The sequence below is a fragment of the Shewanella sp. 1311 genome (assembly GCF_059338235.1).
Window position 1 is genome coordinate 696,661 of record NZ_CM181686.1, and the last position, 17,566, is coordinate 714,226.

Annotated in this window: 16 protein-coding genes; 9 read left to right on the top strand and 7 right to left on the bottom strand. The window is 48.2% G+C overall.

Annotation, left to right across the window (positions count from 1 at the left end; genetic code table 11):
• Positions 1-55: 55 nt before the first annotated feature.
• A complete protein-coding gene (locus AC5YB3_RS03150; RefSeq protein ID WP_494526545.1) occupies positions 56-2,536 on the bottom strand; it encodes a VolA/Pla-1 family phospholipase in 2,481 nt (826 codons plus the stop codon).
• Between the two features lie 262 nt (positions 2,537-2,798).
• On the opposite strand from AC5YB3_RS03150, the gene AC5YB3_RS03155 reads away from it, so the two are divergent.
• The gene (locus AC5YB3_RS03155) at positions 2,799-3,536 is read left to right on the top strand and encodes a YciK family oxidoreductase (protein ID WP_312000049.1); all 738 of its coding nucleotides are present in this window, start codon (positions 2,799-2,801) and stop codon (positions 3,534-3,536) included.
• Positions 3,537-3,681: 145 nt separating this feature from the next.
• Here AC5YB3_RS03155 and AC5YB3_RS03160 read toward each other — a convergent pair whose 3' ends face one another.
• From AC5YB3_RS03160 to rnm, 6 genes are all read right to left on the bottom strand, one after another.
• Positions 3,682-4,647 (bottom strand): exo-alpha-sialidase, encoded by a 966-nt coding sequence (locus AC5YB3_RS03160; RefSeq protein ID WP_312000050.1) that lies wholly within the window; start codon positions 4,645-4,647, stop codon positions 3,682-3,684.
• Positions 4,648-4,748: 101 nt separating this feature from the next.
• Positions 4,749-5,624, bottom strand: coding sequence for a 23S rRNA pseudouridine(2605) synthase RluB (gene rluB, locus AC5YB3_RS03165; protein WP_011847141.1), 876 nt, complete (start codon positions 5,622-5,624; stop codon positions 4,749-4,751).
• Positions 5,617-6,213: an SMC-Scp complex subunit ScpB gene (gene scpB / locus AC5YB3_RS03170; RefSeq protein WP_011847142.1), complete on the bottom strand. Its 597-nt coding sequence runs from the start codon at positions 6,211-6,213 to the stop codon at positions 5,617-5,619. Before scpB ends, rluB begins: the two co-directional genes overlap by 8 nt.
• A gap of 3 nt (positions 6,214-6,216) precedes the next feature.
• Positions 6,217-7,005, bottom strand: coding sequence for a segregation and condensation protein A (locus AC5YB3_RS03175; RefSeq protein ID WP_011847143.1), 789 nt, complete (start codon positions 7,003-7,005; stop codon positions 6,217-6,219).
• A 159-nt stretch (positions 7,006-7,164) separates the two neighbouring features.
• On the bottom strand, positions 7,165-7,785 hold the full coding sequence (locus AC5YB3_RS03180; RefSeq protein WP_011788944.1) for an L-threonylcarbamoyladenylate synthase: 621 nt from the start codon (positions 7,783-7,785) through the stop codon (positions 7,165-7,167).
• Positions 7,782-8,642, bottom strand: coding sequence for an RNase RNM (rnm, locus tag AC5YB3_RS03185; protein ID WP_014358016.1), 861 nt, complete (start codon positions 8,640-8,642; stop codon positions 7,782-7,784). The genes AC5YB3_RS03180 and rnm overlap by 4 nt, the downstream gene beginning before the upstream one ends.
• 417 nt (positions 8,643-9,059) lie before the next feature.
• Between rnm and AC5YB3_RS03190 the strand changes: the two genes are divergently transcribed.
• The 8 genes from AC5YB3_RS03190 to AC5YB3_RS03225 all read left to right on the top strand — a co-directional run bounded on the left by AC5YB3_RS03190 (position 9,060) and on the right by AC5YB3_RS03225 (position 17,438).
• Positions 9,060-10,733, top strand: coding sequence for an anthranilate synthase component 1 (locus AC5YB3_RS03190; protein WP_494526546.1), 1,674 nt, complete (start codon positions 9,060-9,062; stop codon positions 10,731-10,733).
• A gap of 9 nt (positions 10,734-10,742) precedes the next feature.
• Positions 10,743-11,345: an aminodeoxychorismate/anthranilate synthase component II gene (locus AC5YB3_RS03195; protein ID WP_494526547.1), complete on the top strand. Its 603-nt coding sequence runs from the start codon at positions 10,743-10,745 to the stop codon at positions 11,343-11,345.
• Positions 11,342-12,415, top strand: a complete 1,074-nt coding sequence (gene trpD / locus AC5YB3_RS03200) for an anthranilate phosphoribosyltransferase (protein ID WP_494526548.1) — start codon at positions 11,342-11,344, stop codon at positions 12,413-12,415. Before AC5YB3_RS03195 ends, trpD begins: the two co-directional genes overlap by 4 nt.
• 4 nt (positions 12,416-12,419) lie before the next feature.
• Positions 12,420-13,907 carry a bifunctional indole-3-glycerol-phosphate synthase TrpC/phosphoribosylanthranilate isomerase TrpF gene (trpCF, locus tag AC5YB3_RS03205; protein ID WP_494526549.1) on the top strand — a complete coding sequence of 496 codons (1,488 nt, stop codon included), beginning with the start codon at positions 12,420-12,422 and terminating at the stop codon, positions 13,905-13,907.
• Between the two features lie 188 nt (positions 13,908-14,095).
• Entirely contained in the window at positions 14,096-15,286 is a 1,191-nt protein-coding gene (gene trpB / locus AC5YB3_RS03210; protein ID WP_219251498.1) for a tryptophan synthase subunit beta, read from the top strand.
• Positions 15,287-15,291: 5 nt separating this feature from the next.
• Positions 15,292-16,113, top strand: coding sequence for a tryptophan synthase subunit alpha (gene trpA / locus AC5YB3_RS03215; RefSeq protein ID WP_342897893.1), 822 nt, complete (start codon positions 15,292-15,294; stop codon positions 16,111-16,113).
• A 384-nt stretch (positions 16,114-16,497) separates the two neighbouring features.
• On the top strand, positions 16,498-16,917 hold the full coding sequence (locus AC5YB3_RS03220; RefSeq protein WP_494526550.1) for a glycerate kinase: 420 nt from the start codon (positions 16,498-16,500) through the stop codon (positions 16,915-16,917).
• A gap of 236 nt (positions 16,918-17,153) precedes the next feature.
• Entirely contained in the window at positions 17,154-17,438 is a 285-nt protein-coding gene (locus AC5YB3_RS03225; RefSeq protein ID WP_006082193.1) for a DUF2798 domain-containing protein, read from the top strand.
• Positions 17,439-17,566 lie beyond the last annotated feature (128 nt).

Below are 17,566 nucleotides of genomic sequence, written 5' to 3' on the forward strand. Positions count from 1 at the left end.
CTAAAGGCCCATAAAAAAACCCAGCATTCGCTGGGTTTTTCCGATTAAGCGCAGATTAGTTAGGACAAGTCGCAATGACATCGCTGTTTGTCACTAAAATCGTCGCATCATCTTTACCTGCAGTCGCAGCATAGGTTGCTACTTGAGTCTGCATTTCAACGGTAGCAGCGGCAGCCATACCATCTGTAGCGTCCGTTTCACTTGGGCTCACAATCGAACTATGGTGACCTTTAGAGAAACGCACAACGCCATGACCTTTACTCGTACTATCGACACAAGGTAGGCCAATAGCAGAGATCAGCGGCTCAGTGCCCGATAATGGGAAGTTATCTACACGGTTCGGTAACACTTGATCAGGTAAGTTACCGTTGCCATCACCGGCTATTTCAATTAAATGAACAGGTAGACCCGTCGCTTTTAACGTAGCGGCATGGTTAATTGGATCCGCAGAATCCACAGCCGTTTGAACCGCAAAGGCAAACGTTGGAATAAACTGGGCATATACTGCCTGCACCAGTGCCGCATATTCAGGACTCCCCACCTCATACCCTGCTGTATTAGCCTTATCGACCAGCGCTTGGAAAGTCGCAGATGCCTTGATATTGCTAAACAGCACTGGACCAAAGGTTGCTGAACCCGCAAATGTTCCTGCTAATCCCCCCGCTGGGGCGGCTAAGGATACGGCATTGATGCCATACGCATTTGGCAAGGCATCACCCGTTGCAGGGTTCTTCATGCCGGTGCTGGCATAGGTCGCAAAATCGGTGCCGACAATGGCGCCTAAACTCAGACCTTGAGCACTGATTTTAGACACGTCAAATACTTGTGCTTCATTCTCCTTAGCTAAATCGGTAGCTAATTTATTTAGTGCAAATCGAACACCTAGATGATCCATCGTCGCTTGACGGAAGTTATCACGCACCGACAAAGTGCTAGAGATATTCACGAATACCAAAGGATTACCATTTTTAAAGGCATCAGGTGTACCGACTACAGCCCCAAAAGAAGGATCGGTCGCAGAGACTTCATAAACCCCATCGCCGTTAGCATCGAATGAACGTGCCCCATGCAGTGGCATATCGATAGCAATAGTTGCAACGCCCATGGCCGCATACGAACCCGCATAGGCCAGTGACATTTCTTTGCCGCCACCTAAACCGTGCAGTGCGATTGTGGTTGGCCAACCCGCCAATGGCACAGTCGCTAGATCAGGATTATTGTACAGCGCTGCTAATTTAGCTGCATTAGGGATTGAAATCAGTACAGGTACGGTTTCATATCCTTTAATCGCTGGAATTGGGTTGAACTTAGTCAAATGCTTAGTTTTATCTACCGCTGTACCATCGTCTAACAACCAAGTTTTACCCGCCATTAGAGACGGATTAGCTAACGCATCGGCGGGGTTCGCAATCCCATTGGCCACGGCTTGCATACCAAAATTATTTTGGCTGAGTGTACCCGCTTGCAAAGCTAATAACACAGATACAGGGCTATCGCCTTGTGCTTTCCAATGACCATTAATTAATGGTTTGCCTTCAGCGGATAAACAACTGACCGAAGAACAGTCACTGTAAATCGGCAGTTTGATTTTTGCGGTATACACATCGGCTAAATCAGCGGCTTTAAAGGCAGCACTATTTGAGTCCGTTAATCCCACCGCTTGTGCAACAGTATAACCGGCAGGCGTTGGCATCTGAGTAAAGCTGGGGGCATAAGGCGCGCCCTTTGCCATCAGCAGTTTAGTCGTTTCATAGACGTTAGCGACAGACTGAGTCGTAAACAGCCCAGAGTAGCTTATGGTCGAAGGATCGACATTATGGGCCGCAGCAATGCCTTTCTCATAGCTGTTCACTAAGGTTTGCAGCATCAATTGATCGGGTGTTTCTAATGGCAATGTCGTGATGTCCAGCTTCAACAAACCATAAGTAGTTGAAGGCGCAATGCCACGACCTTCAGAATCTTGAATAAGATTGGTTGTCGCATAAATATACGACTGCCCAGCTTTGAGTGGCTTAAGCGGCACGATCACCACTTTATTGCCTGATGCGGTGGATACAAAGTCAACGCCAAACTGAAGTTCTGCTCCGACTTTACACGCTGAAACTGACGGTTTAGCAGTACATTCAGCATCAGAAGACAATGGACCACCGACAGTGGCCTCAAACATTCTTACTGCGCCAGGTTGTGCAACCGATGCCGCCATTAAGGTCAGCGGTGTGCCGTCGTGTTTTTTCGCTAAATCAATATCAATGGAAATCGGTGATATTGTCGACCAGCCATCTAACGCCCCAAGCGCGATTTGTGGATCAACATAATTGCCAGAGCTTTCACCCGGAATCGATAATGTGCCATCCTTGGTACCACTGAATAGCAAATCATTCGGTAATGGTACTTTTGAATTAGCAGGGTCGAACACCATGTGCGATTCAGGGACGAGTGGTTCTGTCTTATCCTTGAGATCGTTATAACTGTCCTCACCACATCCTGTGAGGCCCAGTGCAGATGCAATCGCAACACCCAAAATGAGTCTTTTCATCTTTTTTCCCCAAATCTTGTTGTAATAGTTTTGTTTTCCCCAAGAAATTAGTCACAATAGCTTTTAAATCTGTGACCAATAGGGCTTATGTTAGCCCCTAACTCATTTCAAGTTAACGTAAAAATATTGAGTTAGCCACAAGTTTGTCACAAACATTTTAGCTATTTATAACAAAGTTTCATTCATTTGTTTGAAACATGCGTTTATCACTTCGGCGACTCTAGAAGTGGCGGGCATTCTCGCCAAGAGGAAAAAGAGACTCATGTTGGAATATCAAGCAGCAAAAGATTTACTCAAAGGCAAAACAATTTTAGTGACAGGCGCTGGCGCAGGCATAGGTCGCACCGCTGCCATTGAGTTTGCAAAGCACGGCGCCACTGTGATTTTACTCGGTAAAACAGTGAAAAAACTAGAAGCGGTTTACGATGTCATCGAACAAGCCGGTTATCCAAAACCTGCCATAGTGCCATTAGATCTTAAGGGCGCGACGGAGCAAAATTATCGCGATATGGCCGATACCATAGCCGAGCAATTCGATCATTTAGACGGCTTATTACATAACGCGAGCCTGCTCGGTGCCCTAGGCCCGTTTGAACACATAGATATTCCATCACTCGAAGACGTACTCAAAGTGAACGTCACGGCCCAAGTTATGCTAACTAAAGCATTACTACCTGTGATGCGCCAAGCGCCCAGTGCATCGATTATCTTCACGTCGAGCAGTGTGGGTCGTCAAGGCCGCGCCTACTGGGGACCTTATTCCTTCTCTAAGTTTGCCACTGAAGGCATGATGCAAGTCCTCGCCCATGAGTGTGATGGCACCTCGGTTCGCGTCAACAGTATCAATCCTGGTGCAACCCGCACTGAAATGCGCGCTAAAGCCTACCCTGCTGAAAATCCGCTGGATCTCAAAACCGCAGAAGAGATCATGCCAACCTATTTATATTTAATGGGTCAAGACGCAAGCGCAGTGAACGGTCAGCAGTTCAACGCTCAGTAATCACATCGCTTATCGGTTTTTGGCAATATGATTCAGCAATAATAAAGGGCCTATTGATGGCCCTTTATTATTTTAGATATTCACAAGATGGAACGCTGTATTAATCAATGGCAATAAAAAGCATAAAAACGCCGCACCGCCAATCTTAACTTAACTGAATTTTTGCAAAATAAATCATCGTTTTAGCTTTAGCGGCTCTGCTTGATTCATCAAGCAAATTCTGCGTATCTAGCGGTGAGTCAGCTAACTCATGGCTTGAGTAATAACTTACCCACAACTCATTTCCGTCAATCACAACGCCCGCATAACTGGTATCGCCCTTCGATGGCAGTGTCAGTAGTTCTTGAACAACGCCAGTATCAGGATGAATTTCAACTAAAGCCGTTCGAACTTGTTCATCGTATAAGCGCACCACAGCCAACAGGCGGGATTGATACATCAACATCACTGGCCCACCAATGCGCTTATCGAGTTCTTGCCATTGCCAATCGGTGAATGGCGCGCGACTGTGACCGAGTAAACCAACAAATTCAGGGCCCCAAACGGGATCGCGCCTCAAGAGACAAAAGCCGCTGTCTTGATCAAAAACAATGGCTGTTTCGTTGACATAACCTTGATTATTAAACACCTTTAGCCAAGTCTTGAACCGCACGCCATCATCACTCTTATACAACCGAGTGTCACCATCAGGTCCTGGGCGATAGCCCACACCATAGAGCGTATTTTGATGCTCGGTTAAACGCCATAACCAATAGCCCTTATCAGCTATCTTTAGCGCATCCGACCATACTCGCCCATCGGCTGAGCGCCAAAGATGTGATTGTATACCCGACTTATCATGTAAGGTCCCGCCACCGAGTAAAAGCAATTCCCCTTGATATTCAATCAGTTTACCGTCGCGTAAATCAGCCTCTTCCGAACGAATAAGTGCCACGCTCTGCCACGTCTCGCCGCCATCCACTGAACGTAGAATACGCAAAGCGCCATCGGGTGACACATGGGCAGTCCCTTCACGGAAAACACAAAAAAGTGCTTCCTGAAACGCGATTAAATCGGTAAACGCATTATGGGCAGCTTGCTCCCAAATCCGTCGCACTGAAATTAGCTTCATCCATTCACTCCTCAATCCAGCTGACTCTTGTTATAACATAGCTGCAAATAACAGAAAGCAAAAAGGCCGCTAAGCGGCCTTTTTCATTGGGATAAAACAACTTAGCTGCGCTGACGCGATGGCTTAGGTTTTCCCGAACCGGTTACTTTATGCTTACGTACGGCGCGGCGAATTTTAGCACTCTTCACCTGAGCACGGGCTACGCTGTGTTTATCGGCAGCAAGCATAGTGCGGGTTTCTGGTTCTAAACCTGCCAATTTACGCAAGTAGTTAACTTGCTCCATTGGCAATTCAACCCAGCCACCCCGTGGCAGTGATTTTGGCAATTCAACCATACCGTAACGGATACGGATCAAACGGCTCACTTGCACTTCTTGGGATTCCCACAGACGGCGTACTTCGCGGTTACGACCTTCGCGTAAACACACATGCCACCACTGGTTCATGCCTTCGCCGCCCGCTGGCTTGATGCTATCAAACTGCGCAGGGCCGTCTTCTAACATCACGCCGGTACGTAAACGTTGCACTGTCGCTTCAGGGATTTCACCGAAGGTACGCACTGCGTATTCGCGGTCGACTTCGTTCGATGGATGCATTAAGCGGTTCGCTAATTCACCATCTGAGGTAAACAGTAATAAACCTGAGGTGTTGATGTCTAAACGACCTACCGCAACCCAGCGTGAGTCACGCACTTTAGGTAAGCGATCGAATACCGTTGGACGGCCTTCAGGATCTTTACGACTACAAATTTCGCCTTCGGGTTTATGGTATGCCAATACTCGACAGATCACGTCTTCGGCAGACTTTAACGAAATCGCTCTGCCATCGATACGCACTTTGGCATCGGCTTCAATCCGATCCCCAAGGCTAGCAATTTCACCATCAATACTAACTCGGCCTGCAGCAATCCATGCCTCCATCTCACGACGGGAGCCATGGCCTGCACGGGCCAAGACTTTCTGCAATTTTTCACTCATTAGTATTTTGCTCTTCTGACTGTTCCGGCGTTAATTTCACACTTGAAAAAACCGCCTGCAATGACTCAGTATCCGACAGCGGCGGTAAATCCGCTAAGGTGTCTAAGCCAAAATATGCTAAAAATTCTAAGGTAGTGGCATACAACGCGGGTCGCCCCGGTACTTCTTTATGGCCAACTACTTTAATCCAATGTCTATCTGACAAACTTTTTATGATGTGACTACTAATGGCCACACCGCGCACCTGTTCAATATCGCCGCGAGTCACAGGTTGACGATAAGCAATCACCGCCAAGGTTTCTAATGTCGCACGCGAATATTTAGGCGCCTTTTCTTGCCACAGGGGCTGCAAAAAAGGACTCAAGACGTCTAAGGTCTGGAAGCGATAACCTCCAGCGACTTTCACAAGTTGTACACCTCTGTCTTGATAATCCTGCTGCAGCTCATCCAATGCAGCTTTTATTTTGTCTCTGGAAACCGTGAAATCCACCAATACCGTGTCTTTCAACATTTTCGCCGACAAGGGTTTCCCCAATACAAACAAACTCGCTTCAATAAGCTGTTTTAATTGAGTCGGATTTATCTGCATCAATTAATAGGCCTTAACGTAAATAGTTGAAAACGGTTCTGTTTGGTACAATTCAACCAATAATTCTTTGACTAATTCCATCAATGCTAAGAAGGTCACGACCACGCCTGCACGGCCTTCTGCTACGGTAAATAAACGTTCAAATGCCGTAAAATCTTCCGAGTTCAGCATGGCTAAAATCTGGCTCATGCGCTCACGCGTCGATAACTGTTCACGCTTAACGTGATGATCTTCATTGGCATCGATACGTTTGAGCACATCGCCAAAGGCGCGGGCAATTTCAAACAACGAGACTTCTGGCGGGATCATTAACGGCTTAATGTCAGGTGCTGCCACTGCTTTGGCTTGAAACACATCCCGCTCGAGCCGCGGCAAATCATCGAGTTTTTGCGACGCTTCTTTAATCACTTCATAGGCTTTCAACTGACGGATCAATTGCGCCCGAGGATCTTCCTCAACCTCATCTTCAGCCACCATACGCGGCAGCAGCAAACGGGATTTAATCTCGGCAAGCGTTGCCGCCATCACTAAGTAATCGGCGGCAAGTTCGATTCGAGCCTGAGTCAGCAACGTAATATATTCTAAATACTGCGCGGTGATTTGCTGAATGGGTAAATCGACAACGTCTAATTTTTGCTTACGGATCAAATATAAAAGCAAATCCAATGGCCCTTCAAAGGACTCAAGGAACACTTCTAATGCCTCCGGCGGAATAAACAAATCCAGCGGCATTTCGGTCATTGCCTGACCACGAATAACGGCTAAGGGTAGACTCTGTTGCGTGCCCTGCATCCGCTATCTTGCTCCGTTAACGCTGCGATACCCAACTTAGGCTAACGCCAAACGCGCGATTATACCTGTAAATCTGCGACGATAAAACTGCCAAATGTGCACAGCCACTCGCCGCATCGCTCACTCGTATCCATTAGCGATAAATCTATTGCGCTGGATTTAGAGGAAAGGCGTGATATCACCCGCGCCTTCACGCAAAATTTCGGCGCCATCTTCAGACATATCAATCACTGTCGTCGGTTTTTCACCTAAATAACCGCCATGGATAATCACATCCACTTGATGCTCGAGCAAGTCGCGAATTTGTTCAGGATCAGACTCGGCAAATTCTGCATTTGGCATCACTAAACTGGTCGACATCAGCGGCGCATCTAAGGCTTCAAGCAACGCCAGTGCGATCACATTGTCGGGCACGCGAATACCTATGGTCTTTTTCTTATCATTTTGTAAGCGACGCGGCACTTCTTTGGTCGCTTTAAAAATGAACGTATAAGGCCCAGGCGTGCAACTTTTTAGGATGCGATACGCCTGATTATCCACTTTGGCGTAGGTCGCAAGTTCAGATAAATCGCGGCACATCAATGAAAAGTTATGATCGTTCTCGATTTGACGAATTCTCGCCATCCGCGTCATCGCGTCTTTCTCACCAATCAAGCAGCCTAAGGCATAGCCCGAATCGGTGGGATAAACAATCACACCGCCCGCTTTTAAGGCGGCAACAGCTTGACTGATAAGGCGAGCTTGCGGATTTACTTCATGTACATAAAAAAACTGACTCATGGTCGTTCCATCCAAGATTCCGATTGCCAGACCCAATCAATACCTTGGGGCTGATACAGATTTTTACCTAATTCGATCCAATTACTTGGAAAGTGAAAATCACTCCCTATCGATGCAAGCAATTGATTTTGTAAGCTCAAGGCCACAAGGTTGGCCCTGTCGTCTAATGTTTGCTGGCCAAGTACCACTTCCATGGCATCTCCACCCGCTTCTTTATATTCGCGCACTAAGCGCTTAAGCCACTTTGCCGATAACTTATAACCACTGGGATGCGCCAACACAGCTAATCCACCCGCGTTATGGATGATATCGATGGCGCTGGCCATATCACCCCAATTATTGGGGACATAACCGGTTTTACCGCGGGCAAGGTAGCGTTTAAATACGCTCGGCATATCCACAGCATGACCATTTTCAGCCATCCAACGGGCGTAATGTCCACGGCTCAATGCCGCTTCACCCGCCAACGCCTTAGCACCTTCGTAAGCGCCTTCAATACCGGCCTTGGCTAATCTATGGCCAATTTCTTGAGCGCGTAATTCACGTAATTCACGCTGATTTTCTAAAAATGCTAATAACGCAGGATTATCCGCATCGAAGTTAAGCGCAACTATGTGGATATCATAACTGTTCCAGCGAGTAGAGATTTCTACGCCAGAGATCAATTTCAATGGTTCTGCTTGCGATAGATTAAAGGCACGGGCTTCGGGTAAACCTGCTACCGTGTCGTGGTCAGTTATCGCAAATAACTGCACGCCCTTTTCAAGGGCTCTAGCCACCAATTCAGACGGAGTTAACTGACCGTCGGATGCGGTCGTGTGGCTGTGCAGATCAGCCAATATGCTTTGAGTATTCATGGGGCTATTGTACGTGAATTTGTTAATAAATGCGCTGTTATCTCGCATTTTGTGGCTGTGTGACTTAAATTTTCTGCGTCATTAAAGTGAATAAATCGCAGAAAATGAAAAATATTCAATTGACATTCGACCCCAGCTAAGGTTTTCTATACACCAATTACTGAATTAGCGAGACCCTTTTGAATGACACACATTAACGCTTCATTAAACATCATTTGGTGGTGGCACTTCCCAACTTAGCGGGTGGTGTGAAGCTCTGTGCTCATTTGAAAGTGACCAGAATCAACAAGAAGCCCGCAGAAATGCGGGCTTTTTTTGTTAGGTGCGAAAAATGTCGGCAGACTCGGGTAACAAGATTAAGAAAGCGAGATAACTCATGATGTTAAAGACATTTTATAAGGTAGCTGGAGTATGAACATGCCCAAACAGACATTCGCACGCTCAAGCACATTCAAGGCGGCATTAACCTACCACAGCGATCCACTGCGCTTGTATCAGCACATTACCCAAGATGCGCCCCATACTATGTTGTTGGAGTCGGCAGAAATCGACAGTAAAGATCACTTAAAAAGCATGGTGATGACCCATGCCGCCATGATGATCCGCTGCGACGGTTATCAACTGACCTTTACCGCACTGACCGACAATGGCGCGAGCTTACTTGCTCCCATCGCGCTCTTTTTCAGTACTGCTGTCAATGTCGCCAGAGATAACTTGACCTTAGTGGTCACACTGCAAAAAGACACTAAGTTGCAGGATGAAGATGCACGCTTAAAATCAACTTCACCACTCGATGGCCTGCGGATGTTTATCCAGCAAATTGATTGTGGCACTCATAATGACAGCCAAAGTAAACCCGCCTTTGAGGATCTGTTTTTAGGTGGCGTGTTGGCCTACGACTTGATTGATACCGTCGAACCGCTGCCAGCCGTGCCGAACCACGATAATGATTGCCCAGACTACTTATTTTACCTCGCTGAAACCTTAATCCTTATTGACCATAAACTAAAACAAGCCGACATCATTACCCATAATTTCAGTCGTGATTCAGCCCAGTATGCCGCCATCACCGCAACGCTGAGCGAGCGAGTGCAGCAGTTAAGCACACAATGTAAAACCCTCGGTAATTCACCTGCCGATGTGCCGACACTGGTCGCCATCGACGCAACTGAGCAAGTCAATATTTCCGATGAGGTGTTTAAACAAACCGTTATCGATTTGAAAGAACACATCATTGCGGGCGATATTTTCCAAGTGGTGCCATCGCGTAGCTTTAGTTTGCCTTGCCCGAATACCTTAGGAGCTTATCGTGCCCTGCGTCTAACGAACCCAAGCCCTTACATGTTTTATTTCAGGGGCCCAGATTTCACCCTTTTTGGCGCCTCACCCGAAAGCGCACTCAAATACGAAGCCAGCAGTAATCAAGTCGAAGTCTACCCGATTGCCGGCACCCGTAAACGCGGCAAAACCGCCACGGGCGAGATTGATTTTGACTTAGACAGCCGCATTGAACTTGAACTGCGTTTAGATAAAAAAGAACTGTCAGAACACTTAATGTTGGTCGATTTAGCTCGCAACGATATCGCGCGCATCAGCCAAAGCGGCAGCCGTAAAGTCGCTGAATTATTGAAAGTGGACCGTTATTCTCACGTGATGCACCTCGTCAGTCGCGTAACGGGTCAACTGCGCCAAGATTTAGATGCGCTGCATGCTTATCAGGCTTGTATGAATATGGGTACTTTAGTTGGCGCCCCCAAAGTAAGCGCATCACAACTGGTTCGCCAAGCAGAAAAAGCCCGCCGCGGCAGCTACGGCGGCGCTGTCGGTTACCTTAATGCCCTTGGGGATATGGACACCTGTATTGTGATCCGCTCCGCCTTTGTTAAAAATGGCACCGCCTTTATTCAAGCGGGCGCGGGCGTCGTGTTTGATTCAGATCCCCAAAGCGAGGCAGATGAAACCCGTCAAAAAGCTCAAGCCGTGATTTCGGCCATCAAAATGGGCGCTGGACTGCGAGTCAATGAATCGCCAGCGAATGACGCGTCAGCTCAATCGGCTTTTGTACAATCCACTTCAGTACCATCTAAATAGGAGCCAAACATGAAACTCTATCTACTCGATAACTTTGACTCCTTTACCTACAACTTAGTGGATCAATTTCGCAGCCTAGGCTGTGAAGTGGTGATTTACCGCAACGATGTTGCCGCCGATTTTATCGCCGAAAAACTGCTTAACGAACAAGAACCAGCAGCCCTAGTGTTATCACCTGGTCCTGGTGCGCCCCATGAGGCAGGCTCTATGATGGCGCTTATCGCCAAAGTCGCCGGTAAAGTGCCTATGCTGGGTATCTGCCTTGGGCATCAAGCTATGGTGGAATATTACGGCGGCACAGTGGCGCGCGCGCCTTTTGTGGTGCACGGCAAGGCAAGCCCGACTTTCCATGATGGCACTGGCGTATTTGCCGGTTTGCCCTCTCCCCTGCCCGTTGCCCGTTATCACAGTCTCGTTGCCACTCACGTACCTGAGTGCTTGCAGGTGATTGCAACGACTGACGCTATGCCGATGGCAATTCTGCACCCTGAGCACAGAGCCGTTGGCTTTCAGTTCCACCCTGAATCGATTCTCACCACCTTAGGCAGCACACTGCTCATTCAAACCTTAGCCTTTCTTACCCAAGACATAACAACAGGAGTAACCGCATGAGTACCAACCATATTCAGCCTTTACTCGACGTTTTATACCAAGGTAAGAGTTTAAGCCGCGAACAAACCGCCGAACTCTTTGGCGCATTAATTCGCGGAGAAATGAGTGAAGCCGCAATGGCAGGAATGTTAGTTGCGCTGAAAATGCGCGGCGAGACCATTGATGAGATCAGCGGCGCCGCCGATGCCATGCGCGCCGCCGCCAAACCTTTTCCTTGCCCTGAGCGAAACAAGAATCCGCTTCATAATGGCATAGTTGATATTGTTGGCACGGGTGGCGATGGCTTTAATACCATTAATATTTCCACCACTGCGGCCTTTGTTGCCGCGGCGGCAGGCGCTAAGGTCGCCAAACACGGCAATCGCAGCGTGTCGAGTAAATCGGGTTCATCGGATCTTTTGGCGCAATTTGGCATCGACTTAACTATGTCGCCAGAGACTGCCAGTCGTTGCCTCGACGCATTGAATCTGTGCTTTTTGTTTGCGCCCCACTACCATGGCGGGGTAAAACATGCAGTGCCCGTAAGACAAGCACTGAAAACGCGCACCTTATTCAATGTGTTAGGGCCGCTAATTAACCCCGCACGACCTGAATTTATGTTACTTGGCGTGTATAGCCCTGAGTTAGTCTTACCGATAGCGAAAGTATTAAAGGCGCTTGGCACAAAACGCGCTATGGTAGTGCACGGCAGCGGTTTAGATGAAGTCGCGCTGCACGGCAACACCCAAGTTGCTGAGTTAAATGACGGCGACATTGTTGAGTATCAACTCACGCCCGCCGATTTAGGCGTGCCTTTAGCGCAGATAACAGACTTAGAAGGTGGCGAACCCGCGCAGAATGCCTTGATCACCGAGGCAATTTTAAAAGGTCGCGGCACTGAAGCACACGCCAATGCGGTCGCCATCAATGCCGGTTGTGCTTTATATCTCTGTGGAATTACTGATTCAGTCAAAGCCGGAACCTTACTTGCGCTCGCTACCATTCAAAGCGGCAAAGCCTTTGAATTATTAAGCCAGCTCGCAAAAGTCAGCGGTGAAGCCCTAGTCAACGGTCAAGAAAGAGGAAGATAAGCAAATGTCTCAAGTAGAAGTGACTCCAACAGCAATGACTCAAGACCTGCGTACTCAGCCAGAGGCAGCCACAAACGCTATGCCAAAAAGTAATGTGTTAACCCGTATCGTCGATACCAAAGCGGCCCATATTGCCGCCCTGAAGCTGCGTTTCCCTGAGGCCAGTCTGTCGCCAAAAATCTCTGACCGCAGTTTATTTTCCGCACTCAAGGCACCCAAGGCGGGTTACATTTTAGAATGCAAAAAAGCCAGTCCGTCCAAAGGGCTTATCCGCGATGTGTTTGATGTAGAAGCCATTGCCGATATTTACGGTAAATATGCGGCGGGCATTTCGGTATTAACCGACGAGCAATTTTTCCAAGGGGATATGGACTATATCCCTAAGGTGCGCGCTCGGGTGAACCAACCAATTCTGTGCAAAGATTTTTTTGTGGACGAATACCAAATCAAACTCGCCGCCCACCAAGGCGCCGATGCGATTCTGTTGATGCTGTCCGTGCTTGATGATGAACAATATCAACATCTAGCGAAAGAAGCGGCTAAGTATCAACTCGATGTACTGACCGAAGTCAGTAACGAAGAAGAACTTAAGCGCGCCATCGCATTAGATGCGCCGATTATCGGCATCAACAACCGTAACTTAAGGGATTTGAGTACCGATCTCGCTACCACAGAAGCGCTGGCGCCACAGATTGGCAGCGACCGCGTGGTGATCAGCGAATCTGGCATTTACAACAATGAGCAAGTGCGCCGTCTAAGTCCGCTGGTTGATGGCTTCCTCGTTGGCAGCTCGATTATGGCCGAGACAGATATCGATTTGGCCTGCCGTAAATTGATCTTCGGTCACAATAAAGTCTGCGGCCTCACCCGCGTGGAAGATATTCGCGCCGCAGCAACAGCAGGTGCTGTCTATGGCGGACTGATTTTTGCTGAAAAATCCCCACGCGCCTTAACCCTTGATGCAGCAGAACAACTGCTCAGGGAGTATCGCGCATCCGATGCCCCCGCCATTGAATTTGTCGGCGTGTTTGTTAATGCCGCGCCAAGTACTATTACCGATATCGCCGCCAGTTTGCAGTTATCTGCCGTACAGCTGCACGGCACGGAAACAGAACTTGAAATCGCACAGCTCGCCGAGCGACTTGAGCAAGCGGGACTCACTACCCAAATTTGGAAAGCCGTCAGCGTCGATGCGCAAACGGGTGAGCTTGGTTACATACCTCAGGGAGCACAGCGTTATCTCTTTGATAGTAAAACGGCAGGTCAATTTGGCGGCTCGGGCCAAGCCTTTAATTGGCAAAATATTGATGTGAAGTCCTTAGGCCAGCAAAAGGCCCATGCCATGTTGGCGGGCGGACTCAACGCCGACAATGCGGCCAGTGCCAATGCCCAAGGATTTTACGGTTTAGATTTTAATTCTGGCCTAGAAACCGCCGCAGGGATTAAATCGGCGCAACTTATCCAAACGGCTTTCACCCATTTACGTCTCTAGCCTATCGCGCTAAGCAAGAAGCCCTAGATGCTGTTGGTGCTCGACAAGCGTGATGCTCAACAAACAATATGAACCTATTAATGCCAGTGGCTAAATAGATAACGGCTCAGTTAACGCGTTTAACACCAAGACGCGGTTAGCACCATCGAAGCCACTGACAAACTGATTGATAAGATAAGGAAAAAGGTATGTCAAAGTTAAAGCTTAACCCTTATTTCGGCGAATATGGCGGCATGTATGTGCCACAGATTTTAGTGCCAGCCCTTAAGCAATTAGAAACTGCCTTTGTGGAAGCGCAGGAAGATGAAGACTTTAAAGCCGAATTTACCGATTTACTGAAAAACTATGCGGGTCGCCCTACAGCACTGACCTTAACCCGCAATTTAAGCCCCAATCCTATGGTGAAAATCTACCTTAAACGGGAAGATTTACTCCACGGTGGCGCCCATAAAACTAACCAAGTGTTAGGCCAAGCACTGCTTGCTAAGCGAATGGGCAAAAAGGAAATTATTGCAGAAACCGGTGCTGGACAACACGGCGTTGCCACCGCCCTTGCCTGCGCGCTATTAGGCTTAAAATGTAAAGTCTATATGGGTGCAAAAGACATTGCGCGCCAATCACCGAACGTATTTAGAATGCGGTTGATGGGCGCAGAAGTCATTCCTGTCACCTCAGGTTCTGCCACCTTAAAAGATGCCTGTAACGAAGCGATGCGCGACTGGTCTGGCAGCTACGAAAAAGCCCACTATTTACTCGGCACGGCCGCGGGGCCACATCCATTTCCAACAATCGTGCGTGAGTTCCAACGCATTATTGGCGAAGAAACCAAAAAGCAAATGCTGGAACGCGAAGGTCGCCTACCTGATGCGGTTATCGCCTGTGTGGGCGGCGGTTCCAACGCCATCGGCATGTTTGCTGACTTTATCGACGAGCCAAGTGTCGAACTGATTGGCGTCGAACCGGCAGGTAAAGGCATCGATACGCCAATGCACGGCGCGCCGCTTAAACACGGTAAGACAGGTATTTTCTTCGGTATGAAAGCGCCTTTGATGCAAGATAGCGAAGGCCAAATCGAAGAATCCTACTCAATTTCAGCTGGATTGGACTTCCCATCCGTTGGCCCGCAGCACGCGCATCTTAATGCCACTGGCCGAGCCCGTTATGAATCCGCCACCGACGATGAAGCGTTAGAAGCCTTCCAACAGCTGGCGCGCTGTGAAGGGATTATCCCTGCATTGGAATCGGCCCATGCTATCGCCTATGCCGTGAAAATGGCGCGCGAGTGCACCAAGGAAACCATTTTAGTGGTCAATCTCTCCGGTCGTGGCGACAAAGATATTTTCACCGTTTCTGACATTTTGAATGGTAAAGAGGAATAATAAACATGAGTGACACGTCTACCAACACTGGCCGTTACCAAGCCACCTTTGCCAAACTCAAAGCCGAAGGTCGTGGCGCTTTTGTCCCATTCGTCACCCTTGGCGATCCTAGCCCTGAGTTATCGCTGAAAATTATCGATACCTTAGTGCAAAACGGTGCCGATGCCTTAGAACTGGGCTTTCCGTTTTCCGATCCCTTGGCCGATGGCCCTGTGATCCAAGGTGCTAACCTGCGTTCTTTAGCGGCGGGCACGACTCCAACGGCGTGTTTTGAATTACTGGCGCAAGTGCGTGCTAAATATCCTGAACTGCCAATCGGTTTGCTGCTGTATGCGAACTTAGTTTTTGCTAATGGCATAGATGCGTTTTACGCCAAAGCGCAGCAAGCGGGTGTGGATTCAGTGCTTATTGCCGACGTACCCGTGGAAGAATCGGCGCCCTTTAGCGAAGCCGCTAAAGCCCATGGTATCGCACCCATTTTTATCGCGCCGCCCAATGCCGACAGTGAAACCCTTGCACTGGTTAGCGCCAGCGGCGAAGGTTACACCTATCTCTTATCCCGCGCAGGGGTGACAGGCACAGACACTAAAGCTGGCGTTCCGGTGGAAGAAATTCTATCCAAATTGAAAACTTTTAACGCGCCGCCACCGCTACTCGGCTTTGGCATTGCCGAACCCGCTCAAGTGAGCGCCGCAATCAAAGCAGGCGCTGCAGGGGCAATTTCTGGCTCTGCCGTTGTGAAGATCATCGAAACCCACCAGCACGATGAAGCTAAGCTACTGGCGACACTTGGCGATTTTACTCGCGCCATGAAAGCGGCGACCTAAGTTAATCAAGATTTCAATCTCTGAGATAAATTACTGATTGAAATTGATAAACTAAGTCACTGATTTAAATTGATAGCCTAAATCGCTAGCCTGAATCGCTAGTGCTTAAGACGCGATGAAAGAGAAAAATCAACAGAATAAGTGAGGCACATTCGCAGCCTCACTTATTTTCTCTTTAAATTGACCGACTCCTATGTTTACCCTGCCTTGCCCACCTCATTGTTAGTGTTCTCTTACGGCTCTTATCTTTCTCAACAATCACGCCTCAAACACCACACCTACCGTGATAAGAAATCAAACTGATAGCTTAACGGTTATTTAGTCGCAGTTATTTATTCACAGTTCCTCGGTAGCATGTCTGTATCGAAATGAAATGGACTTTATATGCAGTATCGGATCTATATACTCGAGCTAACACCATGTAGCAATGGTGTTGAAGGTGAAGTCGCAGGCAAATGCGACAATGGCGCACCGATTTGGTTTTATTACCAAGGCAGCGCTCAACAGGCAAGAATGCGCTTTCCGGTTAACCAATGGGTGACGGTTGAATTACTCGGCCAACTAGCAAGTGTTCAAGTTGACATCATTGAGCAAGCTCCACGCCTACCATTTCTACTGAACAACTGTCACTTTGAGGCTTCAGGACAAATCGTCGACATCAGCCAAACACCCGAAGATACGATTTACCTGTCGCAATCAAACCTTGCACTCCCCTTTGATACTGAACTTGGCAAATCCCCTATTTCGCTCGGTCACTGGGTCAATGTGACGGGCGAGCTTTGGGTAACAAATGGAATGAATTGAGAGTTGATCCCTGCGCTAACTGTGAACGTACAGATAGGCGAGCTTGGGCTTTAATGATTGCGCTTTATCGGTGCAATACCTAGAATGTCGCCGCGCAGGCTAAACTTCATCAATCGCTTAAATACCTTGCTTCCTCTTTTGAACCCAATGGGGAGAGCAAATGAAGTCGATAGCGGAATTGACAGTGTTAGCCTGTGACAAATCATTCGCCTGATGAATTTCCAATAGAGGATCCGATGACTATTTCTAAATCTTTGCCCGATGACAAACCTCGTACTTTTTTGGGCACGCCTAAATTACCAGCCAAGTATGCCACGGTTGTAATGCCCTTTTTTCTTTCTATTCTAATGAGTTGTATCGTTTCTGGGATCAGTACTTTCAATGGCGTTGGCGCTTCACCGCAGTTTATCGAACTCTGGCTCGGTGCTTGGCTGATCTCATGGGTGGTCGCCTTCCCGACACTGCTGATGGTGTTGCCATTAGTGCGTAAAATTACCGGACACTTTGTCGATTTACGCTAGTTTTACGATTTAGCCTTTCGAACTCGCATTCTGAGTTAACAGCCACATTTCAAAGCCGTCTTAGGACGGCTTTAGCTTAAGTTCATGCCCTTAATAAACGCGCACGGCCGCTATCCATGCCGTGATAA

Coding starts and splice junctions, on each gene's coding strand:
- AC5YB3_RS03150 (WP_494526545.1), bottom strand. CDS start 2,536: ATGAAAAGACTCATTTTGGGTGTTGCGATTGCATCTGCACTGGGCCTC.
- AC5YB3_RS03155 (WP_312000049.1), top strand. CDS start 2,799: ATGTTGGAATATCAAGCAGCAAAAGATTTACTCAAAGGCAAAACAATT.
- AC5YB3_RS03160 (WP_312000050.1), bottom strand. CDS start 4,647: ATGAAGCTAATTTCAGTGCGACGGATTTGGGAGCAAGCTGCCCATAAT.
- rluB (WP_011847141.1), bottom strand. CDS start 5,624: ATGAGTGAAAAATTGCAGAAAGTCTTGGCCCGTGCAGGCCATGGCTCC.
- scpB (WP_011847142.1), bottom strand. CDS start 6,213: ATGCAGATAAATCCGACTCAATTAAAACAGCTTATTGAAGCGAGTTTG.
- AC5YB3_RS03175 (WP_011847143.1), bottom strand. CDS start 7,005: ATGCAGGGCACGCAACAGAGTCTACCCTTAGCCGTTATTCGTGGTCAG.
- AC5YB3_RS03180 (WP_011788944.1), bottom strand. CDS start 7,785: ATGAGTCAGTTTTTTTATGTACATGAAGTAAATCCGCAAGCTCGCCTT.
- rnm (WP_014358016.1), bottom strand. CDS start 8,642: ATGAATACTCAAAGCATATTGGCTGATCTGCACAGCCACACGACCGCA.
- AC5YB3_RS03190 (WP_494526546.1), top strand. CDS start 9,060: ATGCCCAAACAGACATTCGCACGCTCAAGCACATTCAAGGCGGCATTA.
- AC5YB3_RS03195 (WP_494526547.1), top strand. CDS start 10,743: ATGAAACTCTATCTACTCGATAACTTTGACTCCTTTACCTACAACTTA.
- trpD (WP_494526548.1), top strand. CDS start 11,342: ATGAGTACCAACCATATTCAGCCTTTACTCGACGTTTTATACCAAGGT.
- trpCF (WP_494526549.1), top strand. CDS start 12,420: ATGTCTCAAGTAGAAGTGACTCCAACAGCAATGACTCAAGACCTGCGT.
- trpB (WP_219251498.1), top strand. CDS start 14,096: ATGTCAAAGTTAAAGCTTAACCCTTATTTCGGCGAATATGGCGGCATG.
- trpA (WP_342897893.1), top strand. CDS start 15,292: ATGAGTGACACGTCTACCAACACTGGCCGTTACCAAGCCACCTTTGCC.
- AC5YB3_RS03220 (WP_494526550.1), top strand. CDS start 16,498: ATGCAGTATCGGATCTATATACTCGAGCTAACACCATGTAGCAATGGT.
- AC5YB3_RS03225 (WP_006082193.1), top strand. CDS start 17,154: ATGACTATTTCTAAATCTTTGCCCGATGACAAACCTCGTACTTTTTTG.